We start from the raw sequence: 21,710 nt of genomic DNA, 5'->3' as shown, positions 1-21,710 counted from the left end.
CTCTTATACTCTTCTTCTTTTTGGCGGTCTTACTCCATTATGAGCAATTGACGATACATCTAAAATTGATGTAACCACAAAATTTTGCCCGAATAAAGCTCTCATTGCTGATTCACGCTGAGCTCCCGGCCCTCCAATCCTAATAGAAATAGTTTTTAGACCATATTCTTTTGCTTTTTCCGATGCTCTATCAATTGTTACTTGAGCTGCATAAGGTGTTGCTTTTCTTGCCCCTTTAAACCCATTACCTCCTGCCGATGCAGAAGAAATAGTATTACCTTGGATATCAGTAAATGTTACTATAGTATTATTAAATGATGCTCGGATATGCACAACACCCAGAGTGATAGTTTTTTTCTTTTTCTTAACTTTAACCGTCTGATTCATTATTTATACTCTATACTTAAACTATTATTTTACAGCTTTTTTCTTTCCGGCTATCGCAATAGCTTTACCTTTTCTAGTTCGAGCATTAGAATGCGTGTTCTGTCCTCTCACCGGCAACTTACGTATATGTCTAAGCCCTTGATAACATCTTATATCTTTCTTCTTCTTAATATTAAGCGTAACTTCTCGTCTTAAATCACCCTCAACTTTATACTCACTTTCAATAATATTACGTAAGCTTATTAACTCTTGATCCGTAAGTTCTTTAACTTTTTTATCTTTCGATATTTTTGCTTTATTACAGATCTCTGATGCCATAGTAGGCCCAAGACCGTAAATGTAAGTTAAACTCACAACTAAACGTTTATTATCGGGAATATTAACACTTGCAATCCTTGCCACAAATAATCTCCAAAATTTTACTGGTAACTAGAAAATAATATAAAAATCTTTGATAAAGTCAATTTATTTTTAGTATTTTCTGTATATCAATTTCTATTTCTTGTTCATTTTTACTTCCATTAACTATATAAAAATTACCACTATTCTTATAATAATCTATTAACGGATATGTTTCTGTTTTATATACTTCAATTCTTTTTTTTATTACTTCTTCATTATCGTCTTTTCTATAGTCAAATGTACTTGAACCGCAAACGTCGCATACATTATCAGTTTTAGGCTGCAAGAAGTAACTATTATATATTTTACCGCAATTTTTACAACTATATCTTCCTAAAACTCTTTTAATTAATAATTCATCTGGAACATCAAAATATATTATTTTAATTTTTTCTTTAATAAATGATTCAAAGAATTTTGCTTGCTCTAAATTACGTGGATATCCATCTAATATATAGCCGTTTTTATATTCAGAGGATAATAAAAAATTTTTAATTACTTGATTAACTATTTCATTAGGGATAAGCTCCCCTTGCTTAACATAATTATTAATTAACTCTGCTTCACTAGTTGATGTTTTAATAATTGTTCTAAATATATCACCGATTGCTATATGTGGTAAATCAATTTTTTTAGCTATCTTTTTTCCTTGTGTTCCCTTTCCGGCTCCTGGAGGACCTAAAAAAATTACTATCACTATTTTTAAGCTCATTTTTAATTTTTTAATTTTACTTTCTTCATTAAACCTTCATACTTACTACTAAATAAGTAAGTTTGAATCTGAGTCATAGTATCAAGTACCACGTTCACTACAATTAAAAAACTCGTACCTCCTAAAGAAAGAGAAATTACATACTTATTCATTAATAGCTCCGGAATTACACATATTACACTTAAATATATCCCACCTATAACCGTAAGCCTTGTAAGTATATAATCAAAATAATCAGACGTATTTTTCCCTGGTCTTTTACCCGGAATATAAGCACCGTATTTTCTTAAATTATTAGCAGTTTCTTCAGAATTAAATACTGTTGCAGTATAAAAAAAGCTAAAAAACATAATTAATGCTACATATAATAAAATATATACGGGTTTTCCATGCCCTAAGTAATAAGTAAGCATGGCCATAGTTTCTGAATTACTATTAGAAAAATTAGCAAGCGTAGCAGGAAATAGTAAAATTGAACTAGCAAATATTGGAGGTATTACACCAGAAGTATTTAATTTAAGAGGCATATGCGTTGCTTCTCCTCCATAAATTTTATTTCCTACTTGTCTTTTAGGATACTGTACCAATAATTTTCTTTGAGCCTTTTCAAAAAATATAATTATAGCTATTAATACAACTACTCCAATACAAACAGCTAACGCTATTAAAGGCGATAATGCTCCTTTTCTTGATAATTCAAACATACTAATAATAGCACTAGGTACTCCCGAAATTATACCTATAAATATAATTAAAGATGTACCGTTACCTATTCCGCGTTGTGTAATTTGTTCTCCTAACCACATTAATAGCATAGTGCCTACAACCAAAGTAATTACGGTTGTAACCCTAAAGAAAAAACCCGCTAAAATTACTACAGGACCAGTATTTGTTATAATCGACTCTAAACTTATAGCAACTCCATAAGCCTGAAAAGAAGCAAGCAGAACCGTTAAATATCTCGATAGCTGATTTACTTTTCTTTTACCAACTTCCCCTTCTTTTTTTAAATTTTCTAAAGGTTTATATGCAACTGACATTAATTGGATAATAATTGAGGCGGTAATATACGGCATAATTGCTAAAGCAAAAATAGACATTCTACCTAGCGATCCTCCGGATAGCATGTTGAACATTCCGAGTATTCCGGATTGATTCTTTTCAGCCACACTACTTAAAGCAATTGAATCTATACCTGGTATAGGTATAAAAGACCCAAATCTACATACTATAAGAATGAGAATAGTAAAAACAATGCGACTAACTAAATCATTACCGGATTTTTTAGAAAAATTCTGCCCCATATACTATAATAATTTTCCACCTGCTTTTTCGATTAAATCCTTAGCTTTAGAAGAATAAGCATCTAATTTTAATGATAGGGGAGAAGCGAAATCATCACTACAAATAGATAATAATTTCACTAATTTCTTATTATTTTTATTATTAACTACTCCGGCTTCTACCAATTTTTCTTTTGTAATAGTATCAGCAGCACTTAAACGCCCATCGGCTAATGCTTCTTCAATATTATAAATATTTATTATATTGTATTTTTTAGTTGAAATACAATTAAATCCTCTTTTAGGTAGTCTTTTGATCATAGGTGTTTGACCACCTTCAAAACTTTTTATTGCAACGCCAGATCTAGATTTTTGACCTTTAATTCCTCTACCACCGGTTTTTCCTTTACCGCTACCAATACCGCGTGCTATTCTTTTCTTATTTTTTTTAGCACCTATATTATTATATAATTCATTTAATTTCATTTAAAAACTCTAATTACATATTTTCTATTTTTAACAAATGCTTTACTTTTTCAACCATCCCTTTGATTGAGTTAGTATTTTTAAGAATAACGCTCTTATTAATTTTGTTTAAACCAAGCCCAACTAATGTCAATCTTTGATCATACTTACGACCTATAGCACTTTTAACTTGAGTAATTTTTATATTATTAATCTTATTATTCATAACTTCACCTATACTTAACGCAACATTATTCATTAACTTGAATATCAGAGGATTTTACAGATATTTCATTTACTTTTTTATCTCTTCTCATAGCAATAGATTTTGGTGATGCAAGTTTATTTAAGGCATCAAATGTTGCAGAAATCATTGCATAAACATTCGTTGAACCTATTGATTTAGCAACAATATCATGAACGCCTAAAGAATCAAAAATTGCTCTCATAGACCCTCCGGCTATAACGCCAGTACCTGCTTTAGCTCTTCTTAAAATCACTTTAGCAGCTCCGCTTTTACCGACAACGTCATGGTGAATAGTCCTATTTTGATATAACGGCACTTTCATCATTCTCTTTTTAGCGGCTTGTTTTGCTTTTCCTCGAGCTTCGTTTACTTCTTTAGCTTTTCCGTGTCCCGCTCCGACTCTGCCAGCTTTATCACCGACAACTACATAAGCAGAAAAAGCAAATTTTCTACCGCCTTTTACTACTTTTGTAACTCTATTTACATCAACTAAAACTTCGCTTAAAGTCTCTTCATTTTTTTTAACTTTAGACATTACTACAACCTTATAACCTAAAATTTTATTTTCTCTCTAGCTGCATCAGCTAGAGCTTTTACAACACCGTGATACTTATATCCGCCTCTATCAAATACTACTTCTTTTATCCCTGCAGAATCAGCTTTTTTTGCTATTTCTTCACCTACTTTGATAGCATTTTCAATATTACAATGAGATTTTTTTAATTTTTTTATTTTCTCATCTAAAGTTGAAGCAGAAGCAATCGTTATAGACTTAGAATCATCAATAATTTGTGCATATATATGTCTACCTGATTTAAATATCGATAATCTAACTCTACTAGATGTTTTAGATATTTTATGTCTTATTCTACTTCTTCTTTTTTCAAATTTTAGCTTAGCACTACGCATATTTAACTCTTAAATTTAATTTTTCTTACCTTCTTTACGCGGTATAAATTGATTTTCAAATTTAATCCCTTTTCCTTTATAAGGCTCAGGTGGTCTCTGTTTTATAATAATTGAGGCAAATTGTCCTAATTTTTCTTTATCTGTTCCCTCAAGAATAATAATATTTTGCTTAGGCACCTCTATTTTAATATCTGAAGGTATTTCAATTTTTGTATTATGGCTTTTAGCAAGCATTAAATTTAAATATTTACCTTTTACCATTGCTCTGTAACCGACTCCGTTAATTTCAAGTTTAATCTTAAACCCGTCTTTAACGCCAGTAACCATATTTGATATTATGCTTCTTGCAGTACCCCACATAGCACGTGCATTTTTATTTGCGGCTAAAGGTTTTACTAAAAGCTTATTTTCTGCCAATGAAATTGCTATATTACCTTTAAAAGTTTTTGATAATTCGCCTTTAGGTCCGGATATTTTTACTTCTAAATCATTTAAACCAACTTTTATACCTTCAGGTATAGTAATCGGCAATTTTCCAACACGTGACATTTTTTACCTTAAAATACTTTACAAATTACTTCGCCGCCGACATTTTTAATATGAGCTTCTCTATCAGACATAACACCGTAAGGAGTAGAAAGAATATATATACCCATATTATTATAATATCCTTTCAAATCTTTAATAGCAGAATATACTCTTTTTCCAGGCTTTGATACTCTATGAATTTCGCATATAGAAGCATCACCGTTTACAGAGTATTTTAAAGCTACCTCAGTATAACTAATATTATTTTTTTGAGTAGTTACATAATCTTTTATATAACCTTCTTTTTGCAAAACATTTAAAATTGAAGTTTTAATTTTAGAACTAGGAAAAGAAACATTTATCAATTTACTTTTATAAGCATTTCTAATTCTAGTTAACATATCTGCTACATTATCCGTCATTGACATATTATTTACCTATCGACTTTTACCAACTTGACTTAACTACACCGGGAACTAAGCCTCTACCTATTAATTCCCTAAGCTTATTCCTAGATATACCGAATTTTCTTGTAACACCTCTTGGTCTACCTGTAAGCTCACATCTATTTCTTATTCTAGTAGATGATGAATTTCTAGGTAATTGTGCAAGTGACATTACCAAAGAAAAACGCTCTTCTAATGAAATATTTTTATCATAAATTTTACTTTTTAGTGCTGAACGTTTATTATGTAAACTTTGTGATTTTTTTTTTCTACTTTCGTTCTTTTTTATAGAACTTACTTTTGCCATTATATATATCCTAAAAATTAATTATAAAAAGGTAAATTAAACCCTGATAACAAAAACTTACTTTCTTTATCTGTTTTAGCAGATGTAACGATTGCAATATCCATACCCCTTATTGTATCGATTTTATCGTAATTAATTTCAGGAAAAACTATCTGCTCTTTTAATCCAAAAGTAAAATTCCCTTTACCATCAAAACTTTTATAAGAAAAACCGCGAAATTCTTTAACACGAGGTAACGCAACAATTACTAGCCTTTCTAAAAAATCATACATTCTATCTTTACGTAATGTAACCTTGCAGCCTATTTTCATACTTTCGCGTAACTTAAAGGTTGCAATAGATTTTCTTGCTAACGTTACAACCGGCTTCTGACCGGAAATCAAAGTAAGATCATTTACCGCATTATTAATTACTTTGGAATCGGCTATCGCTTCCCCTAGTCCCATATTTATAACAATTTTCTTAATTTGCGGTATTTCATGCTTATTTTTATAAGAAAATTCTTTTTGTAAGTTTTCAATAATTTTTTGCTGATATAATTCTTTAAATCTTAACATTATTTACCTTCCTTACCGATAATTTCCCCTGATTTCTTTGCTACTCTAACCTTAGAACTGTCTTCTAAGAATTTAAAAGCTACTTTGGTAGGGTTACCAGTTTTTGGATCGATGTGTGCAATATTTGAGATATGTATAGGTAATTCTTTAGTTATTATCCCGCCTTCACTCATTTGATTAGGTTTAGTATGCTTTTTTACTAAATTTACTCCAGAAACAATTACTTTACTATCCTCAGGAAAAACTTTTAATATTTTACCTTTTTTTCCTTTGTGCTTTCCGGTAATAACAACAACTTCATCACCTTTTTTTACTTTTAATTTAATCATTTATAACACTTCCTCTGCAAGCGACATTATTCTAACATATTTTTTCGCTCTAAGTTCTCTTGTAACAGGACCGAAAACTCTAGTACCGATAGGTTCATCTTGTTTATTCAAAAGCACTAATGCGTTTTTATCAAATTTTATTGTACTACCATCAGGTCTTACTACTCCGGTCTTTGTACGAACAATCACACCTTTATAAACATCGCCCTTTTTAACCTTACCGCCGGATATAGCTTCTTTAACAGATACAACTATAACATCACCCAGCTTTGCCACCATATGGTGAGAGCCACCTAAAACTTTAATACACATAACTTTTTTAGCACCGGAATTATCTGCAACTTCCAAGATGCTCTGCATTTGAATCATAAACTACTTCCAATTTTTTATACACGAGAGATAAAATAAACAATCTACCTTATAAAGTCAAAGATTAAAAAACTTTATTCCCCATTTACCACTAACCATGTTTTGGTTTTTGAGATAGGACGACTTTCAATTATACTAACTTTATCTCCTTCTTGATATTTATTTTCTGAATCATGAGCAGCATATTTTTTAGATACTTTCACGAACTTTTTATAAATAGGATGCTTAAACTTTCTTTCTACTTTTACTGTAACCGTCTTATCAGCTTTTGAACTTATAACCACGCCTTGTAACACTCTTTTCGGCATTTTATTCCTCACTATTAGATCTTTTTGTTAATTCAGTTTTAATACGTGCTATAGACTTTTTGACTAACGAAAACCTACTAGTATTTTTTAACTCACCTAAAGCTTGTTGAAATCTTAAATTAAACAATTCTTTTTTTAAAAGATTAAGGTTTTTATAAAGCTCTTCTATTGTTTCAGTAGATAACTTACTTCTTAATAATTTTAAATCATTCATAACGTCTCACTATCCTTGTTCTAACAGGTAATTTTGCACTTGCAAGCTCCAAAGCTCTAAGTGCAACATTTTCTTCTACCCCTTCAATTTCAAACATAATTCTTCCAGGCGAAACTCTAACTGCAAAAAATTCAGGAGAACCTTTACCTTTACCCATTCTTACTTCGGCAGGCTTTTTAGAAACGGGAACATCCGGAAAAATGCGAATCCATAATCTTCCTTGCCTTTTCATACATCTAGTAGCAGCTTTTCTTCCTGCTTCTATTTGTCTTGCAGTAACACGCCAACCGTCTATAGATTTTAGACCAAATGATCCAAAAGCAAGCGTCGTACCTGCTTTTGCTTTTGAAGCAACTCTACCTTTATGAGCTTTTCTAAATTTTTGTTTTTTCGGAGCTAACATTTTAATACTTAAAATTAATTATATCTTTTATTTTCTGTATATTCACCTTTATAAATCCACACTTTAACCCCTATAACTCCATAAGTAGTTATAGCCTCAGCTGTTGAATAATCAATATCAGCTCTTAAAGTATGTAACGGCATTCTTCCTTCTATATACCACTCGGTTCTAGCAATTTCAGCACCTCCAAGTCGTCCTGAACAACTAACTCTTATACCTTGTCCACCTTGTTTAAATGAAGCCTGAATTGCTGTTTTCATGGCTTTTCTAAAAGAAACTCTTTTTTCAAGCTGTAGTGCTATAGTTTGAGCTACTATAGCAGCATCTATATTAAATTTTCTAACTTCGTGAATATTTATATAAACTTCTTTTAAAGAAGTCATTTTCTCGATAGCTTTTTTTAGCTTATCAATTTCACTACCGTTTCTACCGATAATGATATTTGGTTTTTTGGCATTAATATTAATTATAATACTTTTATTAGAAGGACGTTCAATTAAAACTCTACTAACTTGAGCTTGATTAAAACCCTTATTTATTAAACCCCTAATTTTTAAATCTTGTATAAAAAGAGTTTTATAATGTTTTTCTGCATATAATACGGAATCCCAACCTTTAATTAAAGTCGGTCCAACTCTAAAACCATGTGCACAAACTTTCTGCCCCATTTTAATTATCCTCTTTTTCTGTAACAGTTATATAAAGATTACTAAAAAACTTATTTATTCTAGTTGCTTTTCCTTTTGCTCTTGGCATAACTCTTTTCATTACTAAAGCCTTACCTACAGTCGCTTTAGTAATAACCAATCTATCTATATCTAGACCTAAATTATTTTCAGCATTTGCAACAGCAGATTGTAAACAATCTTTTACAACTTTTGCAATTCTTTTAGGAGAAAAAGTTAATTGTACCAATGCTTCAGATACTTTCATATTTCTAATAAAAGCTGCAACTAAATTTAGTTTCCTTGGACTTACTCTAATAGATTTAGCTTTTGCCGTAGCAAAATTTTTATTTTCCTGTACCATATAAATCTTTACTTTCTTTTGACTTTTTTATCTGCTCCATGACCGTAAAATGTTCTAGTAGGAGCAAACTCACCTAATTTTCTTCCAACCATTTCTTCATTTACAGAAACCGGAATAAATTTATTTCCATTATGAACAGAAAAGGTAAACCCTACAAAAATAGGCAAAATCGTTGATCTTCTAGACCAAGTTTTAATCATTTCAGATTTACCTGATTCCATTAATTTTTGAACTTTCTTTATTAAATAACCGTCTACAAAAGGCCCTTTCCATATTGAACGTGCCATACTAATACCTAATTAATTTAAAATCTATTTTCTTTTCTTTACGATAAATTTTGAAGTACGTTTATTTTTACGTGTCTTCTTACCCTTTGTTGGGAATCCCCAAGGAGTAACAGGATGGCGTCCTCCTGAAGTTTTACCTTCACCACCGCCATGAGGGTGATCTACAGGATTCATTGCTACACCTCTAACATGCGGTCTCCAACCGAGCCATCTATTTCTACCAGCTTTGCCTAAATTAATATTTTTTTGATCCGGGTTAGATATACTACCTATAGTAGCTTTACAATCTAAAGGTACTAACCTAAACTCACCTGATCTTAATTTAATCTGAGCATACCCTGAATCTTTACCCACTAGATCTACTGAAGTACCTGCAGACCTTGCAATTTGACCACCCTTACCCACTTTCATTTCAACATTATGTAAAGTAGTACCGATAGGAATGAATTTTAAAGGTAAACAATTTCCTATTTTTATATCAGCATCTTGGCTTGATATTACTCTATCACCTACAGATAATTTTTGCGGTGCTAGAATATAAGAATATTCCCCATCTTCATATTTTATCAAAGCAATAAAAGCAGTTCTATTAGGGTCATACTCTATTCTTTCAACAATAGCAGAAATATCTATTTTATTTCTTTTAAAATCAATAATACGATATAATTTTTTGTGTCCTCCACCTCTGTGCCAAGAAGTAATTCTACCTTGATTATTTCGTCCACCGGTTTTAGATATACCTTTGGTCAAAGATTTTAAAGGTCTGCCTTTCCATAAACTAGTTTTATCAACTTGAACTAACTCTCTAAGAGAAGGAGTAATTGGATTAAAGTTTTTTAAAGCCATTTATTTAATTCCTCCGGCAAAATCGATATTATGGTCTTTTTCTAATGTAACAATAGCTTTCTTTCTATTGATTTGAGTTCCTATAATTCCTTTAAATCTTTTCTTCTTACCTTTAACGTTTAAAATATTCACTTTTTTTACTTTTACTTTAAATATTTCTTCTATAGCCTTTTTAATAGTAAGTTTTTCAGCAAATTTATCTACATAAAAAGCGTATTTATTTTGTTCCGAAAGGGCTGTAGTTTTTTCTGTAATAATAGGTTTTCTAATTAAATCGTAGTATTTATAAGAACTCATCTTAACCTCTCTTCTAAAACGCTCACTGCTTCTTGTGATAATAGGACATATTCATGTCGTATTATATCATAAACATTTGCTCCTATTTGTGGAACAATCACAGTATTATAAATATTTTTTGCAGCTAAAGAAAAATTAGTATCTACTTCATTTCCGTCTATTACAAAGAAACTTTTCCCTTGAAATTTGTTTAATATATTTACAAGAACAGAAGTTTTAGGCTTATCTAGCTTTAAAGAATCTATTACTAATAATTTTCCTTCAGCGAATTTCTCGGATAAAGCATGAATTAAACCAAGTTTTCGTACTTTTTTAGGTAACTTTGTTGCATGACTACGTACTCTAGGTCCGTGAGCTACACCACCACCACGCATCTGTACCGATCTAAGGGAGCCTTGTCTTGCATTACCTGTACCTTTTTGCTTAAAAGGTTTTTTTGTGGTTCCTGATACTTCTGATACTGTTTTAGTTTTATGGTTACCAGACATTGCTTTAGCTCTCTGCCAATCAATAACCTGCTTTATTATATCATCTCTGATAAATTCAACAGCAAATATATCTTCGTTTAAGCTAATCTCACCAACTTCTTCATTAGCAAGACTTAATATTTTAGTTTTCATCTTTATTTAACCTTATACAGTCTTATATAAAACTTTTATATAAATAATATTGCATGGCGTTTTGTTAATTTAATAATCTTTAACCTTAACAAACATGTCTAAGAGGTTATCAGTAAACAAATTTTAACCGATAATTTAATTCTTTTTTGCTGTAAATTATAAGATTTTTGCAGAAATATTATTCATATTTCAAAAAAATCTTATCAATTTTTGCTAAAAAAACTCTTTAATTATTAATTAAAATTCATTTACTGATAGCCTCTAAATATCTATTATACAGTTATTGAAATCTTTTTTATTGCATCTTTTACTGAAAGATACGAATTTTTGTGACCAGGTATACTACCCTGAATCATAATAAGCTTACGCTCTTTATCAACGGCAAATATTTTCAAATTTTGAATAGTAACTTGGTTACATCCCATATGACCAGCCATTTTTTTGCCTTTGAAAACCTTTCCTGGATCTTGTCTTTGTCCTGTAGAACCGTGCGAACGATGGGATATAGAAACACCGTGAGAAGCTTCAAGACCTCTAAAATTATGTCTTTTCATACTACCAGCAAACCCTTTACCTATAGTAGTTGCCGTTATATCCACAAATTGTCCTGCCGTAAAATGATCTACTTCTAGATTTGCTGCTATATCAATAAAATTCTCTTCAGAAATTCTAAATTCTTTTAATTTAGTTTTAGGAGATATTTTAGCATTAGCAAAAACTTGTTTCATAGGCTTGGTTACTCTAGATATTTTTTTATCTTTTATACCTATAACCAAAGCATTATATCCATGTTTTTCTAGAGTTTTATGCCCTACCACTTGACAATCATCAACTTTTACTAATGTCAAAGAAATTCTTTCTCCTTTATCATTAAAAACACTAGTCATCCCAATTTTTTGAGCAATTATACCGGTTCTCATTTATTCCCCACTCTCTAATTCAATCACTACATCAACACCTGCTGCTAAATCAACTTTACTTAAAGCATCAACAACCGCCGGATTCGGATCATCTATAACTAATAATCTTTTATGCTTTCTAATTTCAAATTGCTCTCTTGACTTCTTATGTACATGAGGAGACCTATTTACGGTAAATCTTTCAATTTTTCTAGGTAAAGGAATAGGACCATTAATGTTAGCAAATGTTCTTTTAACAGCACTAACTATCTCTTTTGTAGCTTGATCAAGACTACGGTGATCAAATGATTTTAAACGAATTTTAATTTTATTTTTCATTCAGTAAACCTAATATTTAAACAGCAAGATGTTTTTCAGACATCTTAAAATATAAATACCTATTATTTTTTAATAATAGGTATTTATAAAATCAATTAATTATTTATTTTAGTTACTACGCCGGCACCCACTGTTCTACCACCTTCACGTATAGAGAATTTTAACCCTTCTTGCATAGCAATCGGTTTAATTAATTCCGCTGTAAAAGTAGCATTATCTCCAGGCATAACCATCTGCTTATCAGCAGGCAATTTTATTGTACCGGTAACGTCTGTTGTTCTAAAATAGAACTGCGGACGATAGTCATTAGTAAATGGGGTATGACGTCCACCTTCTTCTTTACTAAGCACATATACTTCAGCTTCAAACTTATCATGCGGTTTTATGCTACCAGGTTTTGCGAGAACTTGTCCTCTTTCAACTTCTTCTCTTTTTGTACCACGTAGTAATATACCGACATTATCTCCGGCTTGTCCTTCATCAAGTAATTTTCTGAACATTTCTACACCGGTACAGGTAGTTTTTTGCGTATCTTTTAGACCGACTATTTCAATTTCTTCACCTACCTTAATTATTCCTAACTCTACCCTACCGGTTACAACAGTACCTCTTCCTGAAATAGAGAATACATCCTCTATCGGCATTAAGAAAGGTTTATCCGTAGCTCTTACAGGCTGCGGTATATAGTTATCTACTGCATCCATTAACTCATTAATAGCTTTTTCACCTTCAGGCTTTCCTTCTAAAGCTTGAAGTGCAGAACCTTTAATAATAGGTATTTCATCACCCGGGAAACCGTATTTTGATAATAATTCCCTTACTTCCATCTCTACTAGTTCTAATAGATCAGGATCATCCACCATATCTACTTTATTTAAGAATACTACCATAGCAGGTACCCCCACCTGTTTTGCTAGTAATATATGCTCTCTAGTTTGCGGCATAGGACCATCAGCAGCAGAAACTACTAATATTGCACCGTCCATCTGAGCAGCACCGGTTATCATGTTCTTTACATAGTCAGCGTGTCCCGGACAATCTACGTGTGCATAGTGTCTATTTTTAGTCTCATATTCTACGTGTGCAGTAGAAATAGTTATACCTCTTTCTTTTTCTTCAGGAGCAGCATCAATTTGATCATACGCTGTAGCTTTTGCTCCACCTGTCTTAGCAAGTACTATAGTTATTGCTGCCGTTAAGGAAGTTTTACCGTGATCTACGTGACCGATTGTACCTATATTAACGTGCGGTTTAGTTCGTTCAAATTTTACTTTTGCCATGTTATTACTCTCTACAATTAGGTTTAATACAAGTTAATTTTTTATAAGTGCATTTTTTGCTAAATTTATTTGTTACCACTATCTCTGGAGCGGGTGATGGGAATCGAACCCACACAGCCAGCTTGGAAGGCTGGAACTCTACCATTGAGCTACACCCGCATTGTGGCACTGTTAATAAAATAATTTCAAAGCTATTTTGTTAACAATGCTATATCAATTTTATTCAGATTTATAAATATACATAATTATGTTTTATTTTTAAATAAAATTAAACATATATACATGAATCTTTTAAAATAAAATGATACGCTTCCCTGAACCATTTAAGTGGTGGAGGGAGAAGGATTCGAACCTTCGAACGCTTACGCGGGCAGATTTACAGTCTGCTGCCATTGACCACTCGGCCACCCCTCCTAAAGAACTTTACTGTATTAAATAGACTAATTCACTGTAAAATACAATATATAATTAGTATTAGGACCTAATAAAACTTCTTGCCGAATCATCAAATAAACAAATAGCAGCTTGCACATTTATTTAGTTGTAACTTTCTATAATAAATAGTAGTTTCTGTCAAGAACAAATTACTGACGGTTTTCAATAAGATGCAAAATAAAAAACTTGATTCTAAAAATTGTTATTATATGTATGGGAAACATCCTGTATTTTCTGCTCTAAATAATCCAAAACGTCAAATTGAAAATATTTTATGCACTAGGGAAATTTTTGATACAAACAAAAAATTAATAGATACTAGATCTTATGAAATTGTTAATAACGATATTTTATCTAATTTACTGGAAAACCAAACACATCAAGGAATAGCTGCAAAAGTTAGACCAATTTTTTCTTACAATCTAGAGGACGTAGATATAAAAAACCCAAAATGTAAAATTGCGATTCTTGATCAAATAACAGACACACAAAATATTGGAGCAATTATTCGTAGTGCCGCTGCTTTTGATATAAATGCTATAATATTACCTCAAGATAATTCTCCAAATGAAAGCGGCAGCATTGCTAAAGCTGCTTGCGGTACTTTAGAATTAATACCTATAATTAAAGTTACTAACTTACGCTCATATATGAATCATCTTAAAAAATACGGCTTTTGGATTATAGGTCTAACAGGTTCTGCAAATGACTACTTTACCGATAAATTAATTTCCAACAAAATGGCATTAGTATTTGGCTCAGAAGATAAAGGCATGCGAAGATTAGTTGAAGAAACATGTGATTATTTAGCCAAAATACCTATTTCTAAGAGAGTAGAAAGTCTTAATGTATCAAATGCCACTTCTATAATTTTTCATTCATTACATAAATAATATTTTTAATAAATCAAATATTGTTTTTTATTTACTTCGATATAAATATTTAGTCTACTAAAATTAAAGTCATAAACTTTTATTATATCAATTAATTTGAGAGAAAAGTCATAAAAAGGGGACCAAATGAACAAATTATCGAGAGTTTTGAAAAACAATTAGACATATTTATAAATGAACTTACAGAAGAAGAGATAACAACGGCTATATTAAATAATTTTTTTGATAAAGTGATCAATAACCTCAAGAATGAAAGATTAATTAATAATACTATATTTGATATATATCAAGGTAAAGCAGTAATTACTAAACCTATATATTCCGATTATATAGAATCTTCTGAACCTAAATATAACGAACATTGGCAAAAATTTTATAGTTTTAATCGTAATCTTATGATAGAAAGCACATTAATATTTATTGCTAAGAATCTAAAAAAAGCTTCTTTAACAGACAAATTATATTATAGCTTTGCTAAATTAGCCCAGCAATTAGATTTGAATGTAGTAAGTGATCATTTTATGAAAAAAATAGATAATTATATAACATTTAACAATTTATGAAAAATTACAGAACCGAAAGCGATTCTTTTGGAGAAATTCAGATAGAAGAAAAATTTTATTGGGGGGCTCAAACTCAAAGATCTTTAGAAAATTTTAAAATAGGCAAACAAAAAATGCCTAAAATTTTAATTCGTGCTCTTGCTATTTTAAAAAAATGTGCAGCACAGGTTAATTATGAGTTTGGTGATTTAGAAGCTAAAATAGCTAAAAGTATCGATAAAGCCACGGATAGAATCTTAGCAGGTGAATTTGATAATAATTTTCCTTTAGTAGTTTGGCAAACAGGTTCAGGTACACAAACAAACATGAATATGAACGAGGTTATTGCTTCAATTGCCAACGAAGAATTAACAAGCAAGAAAGGCAGCAAATCTCCTGTACATCCTAATGATCATGTTAATAAAGGACAATCATCCAACGACTCTTTTCCAACCGCTATGCATATAGCAACAATACTTGCAACTAAACAGCAACTTATACCGGCTTTGAATAATTTACTTACCTCTTTGCAAGACAAGTCAAAAGATTGGGATAAAATCATAAAAATAGGACGTACCCACTTGCAGGACGCAACTCCTTTAACTCTTAAACAGGAATTCTCCGGATATATTACACAAATAGAGTATGCTTTAGAACGCATAGAAGATGCACTAAAAAAAGTTTATCTACTTGCTCAAGGTGGAACGGCAGTCGGCACAGGTATTAACTCAAAAATAGGCTTTGATATAAAATTTGTTGAGAAAGTGGCAGAGTTTACTAAACAACCTTTTAAAACGGCTCCTAATAAATTTGAAAGTCTAGCTGCCCATGACGCACTAGTAGAATTTTCAGGAACTCTTAATACTATAGCAGTTAGCTTAATGAAAATAGCAAATGATATAAGACTGCTCGGCTCCGGTCCAAGATGCGGTCTTGGTGAGCTGCATTTACCTGAGAATGAACCCGGCTCTTCGATTATGCCAGGTAAAGTAAACCCTACCCAAGTCGAAGCTTTAACAATGGTATGCAGTCAGGTGATGGGAAATCATGTTACGGTTACTATTGCCGGCTCAAACGGACATCTTGAACTTAACGTATTTAAACCTGTAATAATATACAATATCCTACAATCTATAGAGCTGTTATCCGATAGCGTAAATAGCTTTGTTACTCACTGTGTTAAAGGATTAGAACCCAATATAGCACACATTAATGATTTACGTGATAAATCTCTAATGCTTGTTACGGCTCTTAATCCGCATATAGGCTATGATAATGCTGCAAAAATTGCTAAAGAAGCACATAAGCACGGAATAACTTTAAAAGAAGCAGCTAAAAAACTCAATCTTTTATCCGGAGAAGAGTTTGATAAAATAGTAGTTCCTGAAAAAATGGTTAGTCAATCCTAAGTTTGATACAAAGATATTAGTTTAATCTATTAATATCACTGTACAAAATCTTATAAATATGGATAATATTAAATTAGTCTATTTATTATATTACCTACGTGAAATAAAATTTATCTAATCAAATTAACCTACTAGAAGCAAAAGCTCATTTTTCCGATCTAATACAGCGTGTACAAGACGGCGAACAAATTACTATTTGTAAGCATAATACGCCGGTTGCAAAAATTATATCTATAACTCAAAAACCTAAAATGGATAATATAGTAGAGCAAATAAGAGAATTCAGCAAAGGTAATACATTAACACCTTATACTATTAAAGAGCTTCGAGATGAAGGTAGAAAATGATAAATACTTTTATATTAGATTGTTCTATAGCTATAGCATGGTGCAATTATGGGTAATTTCTATATCATCTTTTAATTTTTCAAATTAAATTTCGTCTACCTGCTTTGGCATTGTTGCATGGACCGGTAAAACCCACTGTGTTACATAGTTCGCTTGACCACGGAGTCCGTAAAAACAATAAAAATACTAATAATTTTAGTATTTTTAACTGGATCCCGTGGTCAAGCCACGGGATGACAGAGGGGAAATTGATCCACGCGGGCAATACCACCTACTTTTTATTTATTTATAAGTATACTATAAATGGATTAGCATTAGCGGTATTCGCTATGCCCTTAAAAAAATAAAATATTTCTTATAAATCATCCTTAATTCAAGTTAATTCACTATAAAAGAAAATAATCCACATTTTTCATAAAAAGTTTATGGAAATTTCTAAATCTTTTATTATACTTAAACATAATTATATAAATAAAAGATTATCATGGTTTTAAATATAAAAGCTCCTGAAAATATAGTATTAAAACCGACCATTACAGTTTTCGGCGTTGGGGGCGCAGGTAGTAATGCAGTAAATAATATGATTAGTGCTAATCTGCAAGGTGCTAATTTTGTAGTAGCTAATACCGATGCACAATCGCTTGAACATTCTTTATGCACTAACAAAATACAACTCGGTGTTTCTACGACTAGAGGTCTTGGGGCAGGAGCTTCTCCTGAGGTTGGAGCACTTGCTGCTCAAGAATCAGAAAGCGAAATTCATAGTTACCTAGAAAATAGCAATATGGTATTTATTACGGCAGGTATGGGCGGCGGGACAGGTACTGGTTCTGCACCGGTTATTGCACGCATTGCTAAAGAACTAGGCATCCTTACGGTTGGGGTAGTAACTAAACCTTTCCATTTTGAAGGCGGTCATCGTATGAAAACTGCCGATAAAGGACTTATTGAATTACAGCAATTCGTTGATACTTTAATTGTAATACCGAACCAAAATCTATTCCGTATTGCTAATGAACAAACGACGTTTGCCGATGCTTTCAAAATGGCAGATGACGTATTACATGCAGGCGTTAGAGGAGTAACGGATTTAATGATTATGCCGGGACTTATTAATCTTGATTTTGCCGACATTAAAGCAGTAATGAGCGAAATGGGTAAAGCAATGATGGGTACGGGTGAAGCTAGCGGCGAAGATAGAGCTATTAAAGCGGCAGAATCTGCAATTTCAAATCCGCTGCTAGATCATAGCTCAATGCGCGGTGCAAGAGGTGTATTAATCAATATTACAGGCGGTTCCGACATGACCTTATTTGAAGTTGACAACGCTGCTAATAGAATTAGAGAAGAAGTAGATAACCTTGATGCTAATATTATTTTCGGTTCAACATTTAATCCGGAATTAAAAGGAATTATCCGAGTATCGGTTGTTGCTACCGGTATTGATGCCGATAAAGTACCGACATATAAACCCGCAATAGCTGAAACTACCAATATAGTTCCTGAAGAAACTTATAATGAAGCTATAGTACAACCTACACAAATAGAAGAAATTCCTGATTTTAACAGCTATAGTACCGAAAATATTGAAATTACCGACTCTCCAATAAATCAAAATTTTATCGGAAATGAAAAAGAGCTAGGGCTACATGCAAATACTTTCAACAAATCTGAAGATGACTCACCAAAACCATCATTTTTAGGAAAAATATGGGGTTCTCTGCGTGCTTCAAATAATCAAACTTTAGAGCGCAAAAACATTGTTGTTAATACTCTAGATCAAGATAATAAAGAGTCTGATATTCATGACATACCGGCTTTTTTAAGAAAGAAACGGGATTGATTTAAAATATACAAATAGTTAATTATGTTAAATGAACGTATTACCGAAAATATTGTTAGAAACCTTTTAAGACAAAAAGGTTATTACGATGATCAAAATATTTTAATAGAAGAACAAAAATCACAGAATCCAAGAATAAATAAACTCTTGCAAAATGCTTCAAAGAGTGGAAACGGAATTGGTAAACCTGAATTTATTATTTCTTTTAAAGACAACCCTGATAATTTAATTATTATAGAATGCAAAGCAACTACGATTTACCACGAAAGTAAAGATAGAACAAAATACAAAGATTATGCAGTTGATGGTGTTTTGTTATATGCTTCTTATTTAAGTAAAGACTTTAATATCACAGCAATTGCTATTAGCGGAGAGAATGAGAAAGACAAAAAAATTTCTACTTTCTTATGGTTAAAAAAACACTACACTTATAAAAATATTCAAGATAAAACACTTTTAAAATCAGCAGAAATTGAAAGTGTTATTAAGGAACAGTCAAAACCTTTTAAAGAAGAAGAATTAATTGCTAAAGCAATAAAATATAATGAATTTTTGCATAATTATTCGATTCCTGAAGTTGAGAGATGTACTTTAATTAGTGCTGTTTTAGTAGCATTACAACACGATCCTTTTTTAAATAGTTATAAATTTCATACATCGAACAAAGAATTGATTGCTGCTTTACTTTCAGCTTGCGAAAGTGTTTTAAAAAAAAATGGTTTAGACTTAGAAAAAAGGGAAATTATAATATCAGAGTATTCAAAATTTAGTAACAATAACGATTTTAATTCTGATTTAATTTGTAATAAAAAAACTAAAAAAGATGAGATTAATACATTACTAAAAGATTTTATTTTATCGATTAATCAAGATATTTTACCACATATAAATGAAAGTGAATTTGACATATTAGGTAAATTTTATACTCAATTTATAAGATACGCAGGAAACAATAAGAAGACTGGTCTTGTACTAACGCCTTCTCATATTACAGATTTTTTTTGTGATATAGCTGAACTAAGTATTGACGACGTTGTTTTTGATCCTTGCTGCGGAACAGCAGGCTTTTTAGTTTCTGCAATGAACTATATGGTTAAAAAAGCAGGGAATAATACAGATAAACAAAAATATATTAAATCTAGTCAATTAATTGGAATTGAGAAAAGACCTGACATGTTTTCTCATGCTTGTTCAAATATGATGATGAGAGGAGATGGAAAAAGTCATATTTTATACGGCAATTGTTTCGATGAAAAAAATAAGGAAATAATTAAAAAATATAAGCCTAGTAAAGGTTTTTTAAATCCGCCTTATCAAGACGGAAATGCAGATAAACAATTAGAATTTATAGAAAATACTTTAGAATGCTTATTAAAAGATGGAATTTGTATTGCAACTTGCCAAATGTCTACAGTCGTCTCAAATAAAAAAGAGGTTTTAGAAGTTAAAAAGAGATTGCTTGAAAAACACACTTTAGAAGCTGTGCTTTCAATGCCTGATGATTTATTTTATCCAATTGGAGTAATAACATCCATATTGGTTTTCAAAGCACATAACCCACATTCAAATAATAAAAAGACATTTTTGGGGTATTTTAAAGATGATGGTTATGTATTAAAAAAACATAAAGGAAGAATTGACCAAGGCTTTTGGCAAGAAAAAAAAGAGCAAATGTTAAATTTATATATCAATAAAGAATCAAAGCCTACACTTAGTGTAATGCAATCCGTTTCAACCGATGATGAGTGGTGTGCAGAAGCTTATATGGAAACAGATTACTCTAGTTTAAATGAAAATGATTTTATTAAAACAATCAAAGAGTATTTAGCATTTCAATTTTTAAATTCTAAAAATGAGTAAATTAGTTCCTTTAAATGAAATTTTTTCTATTAAATATGGTAGTCAGTTTGACTTAAATAAGCTAGAAAAAACTAAAGATACAAATGGTATCAATTTTATCAGCAGAACCTCTAAAAATTGTGGGGTAATATGTAAAGTTTTAAAGTTTAATAACATACTCCCATTTAATAGTGGATGTATTACAATCTCGCTTGGTGGAGAATATCTTTTAAGTGCATTTTTACAACAAGAACCTTTTTATACCGCACAAAATGTTAAAGTTCTTACTGCGATAGATGAAAATATGCCAATAGAAGTTAAACTTTTTTATTGCTACATAATTACAAAAAATAGATTTCGCTATACTTCTCATGGTAGAGAAGCAAATAAAACGATCGATCATATTCTTGTCCCACATCCAAAGTGTATACCTTCTTATGTTAACAACGTAATTGAAAAAATAAAAATACCGTCAAGAAAATCTTGCAATCAAAAAAAAATTGAATTAGATCCAAAAAATTGGCTTTCTTTTGAAATTAGTAATTTATTTACTAAAATAGAAAAAGCAAAATGTAATAATGCTTCTTTATTACTCAACGACGGAGATGATATATTTTATATTGGAGCAAAGAAAAAAGATAATGGAGTAATCAATAGAGTTAAGTTTGTTAAAGAGCTATCATCAACAGGAAATGCAATAGTTTTTATTGGAGATGGGCAAGGTTCAGTAGGGTATGCACTATACCAACCAATAGATTTTATTGGCTCAACCACTTTAACAATTGGATACAATAAAAATTTAAACAAATATAACGCAATGTTTATTGTAACGATACTTGATTTAGAAAGATATAGGTATTCGTTTGGTAAGAAATATGGAAAAAACATTATAAGTAAAACTAGAATCAAACTACCAGCAACTTCTCAAGGTACTCCAGC

Annotated in this window: 34 protein-coding genes and 2 tRNA genes; 8 read left to right on the top strand and 28 right to left on the bottom strand. The window is 31.1% G+C overall.

The window, feature by feature from the left end; translation table 11 throughout:
- Positions 1–3: 3 nt before the first annotated feature.
- From rpsK to SB78_RS02370, 28 genes are all read right to left on the bottom strand, one after another.
- Positions 4–387, bottom strand: coding sequence for a 30S ribosomal protein S11 (rpsK, locus tag SB78_RS02505; protein ID WP_008580920.1), 384 nt, complete (start codon positions 385–387; stop codon positions 4–6).
- A gap of 24 nt (positions 388–411) precedes the next feature.
- The gene (rpsM, locus tag SB78_RS02500; RefSeq protein WP_041078373.1) at positions 412–789 is read right to left on the bottom strand and encodes a 30S ribosomal protein S13; all 378 of its coding nucleotides are present in this window, start codon (positions 787–789) and stop codon (positions 412–414) included.
- A gap of 58 nt (positions 790–847) precedes the next feature.
- Complete coding sequence (locus SB78_RS02495; RefSeq protein WP_041078387.1) at positions 848–1,486, bottom strand: adenylate kinase; 639 nt, start codon at positions 1,484–1,486, stop codon at positions 848–850.
- 17 nt (positions 1,487–1,503) lie between these two features.
- Positions 1,504–2,805, bottom strand: coding sequence for a preprotein translocase subunit SecY (secY, locus tag SB78_RS02490; RefSeq protein ID WP_041078372.1), 1,302 nt, complete (start codon positions 2,803–2,805; stop codon positions 1,504–1,506).
- Positions 2,806–2,808: 3 nt separating this feature from the next.
- Complete coding sequence (rplO, locus tag SB78_RS02485; RefSeq protein ID WP_041078371.1) at positions 2,809–3,270, bottom strand: 50S ribosomal protein L15; 462 nt, start codon at positions 3,268–3,270, stop codon at positions 2,809–2,811.
- Positions 3,271–3,283: 13 nt separating this feature from the next.
- Positions 3,284–3,475: a 50S ribosomal protein L30 gene (rpmD, locus tag SB78_RS02480; protein WP_041078386.1), complete on the bottom strand. Its 192-nt coding sequence runs from the start codon at positions 3,473–3,475 to the stop codon at positions 3,284–3,286.
- Between the two features lie 25 nt (positions 3,476–3,500).
- Positions 3,501–4,031: a 30S ribosomal protein S5 gene (gene rpsE / locus SB78_RS02475; RefSeq protein ID WP_041078369.1), complete on the bottom strand. Its 531-nt coding sequence runs from the start codon at positions 4,029–4,031 to the stop codon at positions 3,501–3,503.
- A 17-nt stretch (positions 4,032–4,048) separates the two neighbouring features.
- Positions 4,049–4,405 (bottom strand): 50S ribosomal protein L18, encoded by a 357-nt coding sequence (gene rplR, locus SB78_RS02470; RefSeq protein ID WP_041078367.1) that lies wholly within the window; start codon positions 4,403–4,405, stop codon positions 4,049–4,051.
- Between the two features lie 15 nt (positions 4,406–4,420).
- The gene (gene rplF / locus SB78_RS02465; protein WP_041078365.1) at positions 4,421–4,954 is read right to left on the bottom strand and encodes a 50S ribosomal protein L6; all 534 of its coding nucleotides are present in this window, start codon (positions 4,952–4,954) and stop codon (positions 4,421–4,423) included.
- A gap of 8 nt (positions 4,955–4,962) precedes the next feature.
- On the bottom strand, positions 4,963–5,361 hold the full coding sequence (gene rpsH / locus SB78_RS02460) for a 30S ribosomal protein S8 (protein ID WP_041078363.1): 399 nt from the start codon (positions 5,359–5,361) through the stop codon (positions 4,963–4,965).
- Between the two features lie 19 nt (positions 5,362–5,380).
- On the bottom strand, positions 5,381–5,686 hold the full coding sequence (gene rpsN / locus SB78_RS02455) for a 30S ribosomal protein S14 (RefSeq protein WP_011270640.1): 306 nt from the start codon (positions 5,684–5,686) through the stop codon (positions 5,381–5,383).
- Between the two features lie 17 nt (positions 5,687–5,703).
- Positions 5,704–6,243: a 50S ribosomal protein L5 gene (gene rplE, locus SB78_RS02450; protein ID WP_041078360.1), complete on the bottom strand. Its 540-nt coding sequence runs from the start codon at positions 6,241–6,243 to the stop codon at positions 5,704–5,706.
- Positions 6,243–6,572, bottom strand: a complete 330-nt coding sequence (rplX, locus tag SB78_RS02445) for a 50S ribosomal protein L24 (RefSeq protein WP_041078358.1) — start codon at positions 6,570–6,572, stop codon at positions 6,243–6,245. The genes rplE and rplX overlap by 1 nt, the downstream gene beginning before the upstream one ends.
- Complete coding sequence (gene rplN / locus SB78_RS02440) at positions 6,573–6,941, bottom strand: 50S ribosomal protein L14 (RefSeq protein ID WP_041078350.1); 369 nt, start codon at positions 6,939–6,941, stop codon at positions 6,573–6,575. It abuts the gene before it with no gap.
- A gap of 74 nt (positions 6,942–7,015) precedes the next feature.
- Positions 7,016–7,249: a 30S ribosomal protein S17 gene (gene rpsQ, locus SB78_RS02435; protein WP_039594825.1), complete on the bottom strand. Its 234-nt coding sequence runs from the start codon at positions 7,247–7,249 to the stop codon at positions 7,016–7,018.
- Position 7,250: 1 nt separating this feature from the next.
- Positions 7,251–7,463 carry a 50S ribosomal protein L29 gene (gene rpmC / locus SB78_RS02430; protein WP_041078345.1) on the bottom strand — a complete coding sequence of 71 codons (213 nt, stop codon included), beginning with the start codon at positions 7,461–7,463 and terminating at the stop codon, positions 7,251–7,253.
- Positions 7,456–7,866: a 50S ribosomal protein L16 gene (gene rplP, locus SB78_RS02425; protein ID WP_011270636.1), complete on the bottom strand. Its 411-nt coding sequence runs from the start codon at positions 7,864–7,866 to the stop codon at positions 7,456–7,458. The genes rpmC and rplP overlap by 8 nt, the downstream gene beginning before the upstream one ends.
- A 14-nt stretch (positions 7,867–7,880) precedes the next feature.
- On the bottom strand, positions 7,881–8,534 hold the full coding sequence (gene rpsC, locus SB78_RS02420; protein ID WP_041078344.1) for a 30S ribosomal protein S3: 654 nt from the start codon (positions 8,532–8,534) through the stop codon (positions 7,881–7,883).
- 1 nt (position 8,535) lies between these two features.
- Positions 8,536–8,895 carry a 50S ribosomal protein L22 gene (gene rplV / locus SB78_RS02415; RefSeq protein ID WP_041078343.1) on the bottom strand — a complete coding sequence of 120 codons (360 nt, stop codon included), beginning with the start codon at positions 8,893–8,895 and terminating at the stop codon, positions 8,536–8,538.
- An 8-nt stretch (positions 8,896–8,903) separates the two neighbouring features.
- Positions 8,904–9,182, bottom strand: a complete 279-nt coding sequence (gene rpsS, locus SB78_RS02410; protein ID WP_012148990.1) for a 30S ribosomal protein S19 — start codon at positions 9,180–9,182, stop codon at positions 8,904–8,906.
- Positions 9,183–9,206: 24 nt separating this feature from the next.
- The gene (gene rplB / locus SB78_RS02405) at positions 9,207–10,028 is read right to left on the bottom strand and encodes a 50S ribosomal protein L2 (protein WP_017442486.1); all 822 of its coding nucleotides are present in this window, start codon (positions 10,026–10,028) and stop codon (positions 9,207–9,209) included.
- The gene (rplW, locus tag SB78_RS02400; RefSeq protein ID WP_041078335.1) at positions 10,029–10,325 is read right to left on the bottom strand and encodes a 50S ribosomal protein L23; all 297 of its coding nucleotides are present in this window, start codon (positions 10,323–10,325) and stop codon (positions 10,029–10,031) included.
- Complete coding sequence (gene rplD / locus SB78_RS02395; protein ID WP_011270631.1) at positions 10,322–10,945, bottom strand: 50S ribosomal protein L4; 624 nt, start codon at positions 10,943–10,945, stop codon at positions 10,322–10,324. Before rplD ends, rplW begins: the two co-directional genes overlap by 4 nt.
- A gap of 272 nt (positions 10,946–11,217) precedes the next feature.
- Entirely contained in the window at positions 11,218–11,865 is a 648-nt protein-coding gene (gene rplC / locus SB78_RS02390) for a 50S ribosomal protein L3 (RefSeq protein ID WP_041078332.1), read from the bottom strand.
- Positions 11,866–12,183, bottom strand: a complete 318-nt coding sequence (gene rpsJ, locus SB78_RS02385; RefSeq protein WP_011270629.1) for a 30S ribosomal protein S10 — start codon at positions 12,181–12,183, stop codon at positions 11,866–11,868.
- A gap of 95 nt (positions 12,184–12,278) precedes the next feature.
- The gene (tuf, locus tag SB78_RS02380) at positions 12,279–13,463 is read right to left on the bottom strand and encodes an elongation factor Tu (protein WP_041078329.1); all 1,185 of its coding nucleotides are present in this window, start codon (positions 13,461–13,463) and stop codon (positions 12,279–12,281) included.
- Between the two features lie 85 nt (positions 13,464–13,548).
- Positions 13,549–13,622 (bottom strand) — tRNA-Gly (locus SB78_RS02375).
- 169 nt (positions 13,623–13,791) lie between these two features.
- Positions 13,792–13,877, bottom strand: a tRNA-Tyr gene (locus tag SB78_RS02370).
- 191 nt (positions 13,878–14,068) lie between these two features.
- Here SB78_RS02370 and rlmB point away from each other — a divergent pair.
- From rlmB to SB78_RS02335, 8 genes are all read left to right on the top strand, one after another.
- A complete protein-coding gene (rlmB, locus tag SB78_RS02365; protein WP_041078327.1) occupies positions 14,069–14,791 on the top strand; it encodes a 23S rRNA (guanosine(2251)-2'-O)-methyltransferase RlmB in 723 nt (240 codons plus the stop codon).
- Between the two features lie 110 nt (positions 14,792–14,901).
- Positions 14,902–15,354, top strand: a complete 453-nt coding sequence (locus SB78_RS02360; protein ID WP_041078325.1) for a hypothetical protein — start codon at positions 14,902–14,904, stop codon at positions 15,352–15,354.
- A complete protein-coding gene (gene fumC, locus SB78_RS02355) occupies positions 15,351–16,742 on the top strand; it encodes a class II fumarate hydratase (protein ID WP_041078323.1) in 1,392 nt (463 codons plus the stop codon). Before SB78_RS02360 ends, fumC begins: the two co-directional genes overlap by 4 nt.
- A gap of 122 nt (positions 16,743–16,864) precedes the next feature.
- Positions 16,865–17,089, top strand: coding sequence for a type II toxin-antitoxin system Phd/YefM family antitoxin (locus SB78_RS02350; protein WP_241773680.1), 225 nt, complete (start codon positions 16,865–16,867; stop codon positions 17,087–17,089).
- A gap of 113 nt (positions 17,090–17,202) precedes the next feature.
- Positions 17,203–17,436: a hypothetical protein gene (locus SB78_RS09995; protein ID WP_199402711.1), complete on the top strand. Its 234-nt coding sequence runs from the start codon at positions 17,203–17,205 to the stop codon at positions 17,434–17,436.
- Between the two features lie 137 nt (positions 17,437–17,573).
- Positions 17,574–18,932 (top strand): cell division protein FtsZ, encoded by a 1,359-nt coding sequence (gene ftsZ / locus SB78_RS02345; protein ID WP_041078320.1) that lies wholly within the window; start codon positions 17,574–17,576, stop codon positions 18,930–18,932.
- 24 nt (positions 18,933–18,956) lie between these two features.
- The gene (locus SB78_RS02340; RefSeq protein WP_041078317.1) at positions 18,957–20,792 is read left to right on the top strand and encodes an HsdM family class I SAM-dependent methyltransferase; all 1,836 of its coding nucleotides are present in this window, start codon (positions 18,957–18,959) and stop codon (positions 20,790–20,792) included.
- Positions 20,785–21,710: restriction endonuclease subunit S (locus tag SB78_RS02335; protein ID WP_041078315.1), on the top strand; the 926-nt coding region annotated here is incomplete at its 3' end. The genes SB78_RS02340 and SB78_RS02335, both read left to right, overlap by 8 nt.

This window comes from Rickettsia asembonensis, assembly GCF_000828125.2.
GTDB lineage: Bacteria > Pseudomonadota > Alphaproteobacteria > Rickettsiales > Rickettsiaceae > Rickettsia > Rickettsia asembonensis.
Note: the sequence above shows the minus strand (reverse complement) of the source record. Positions and strands in the feature narration are given on the sequence as shown.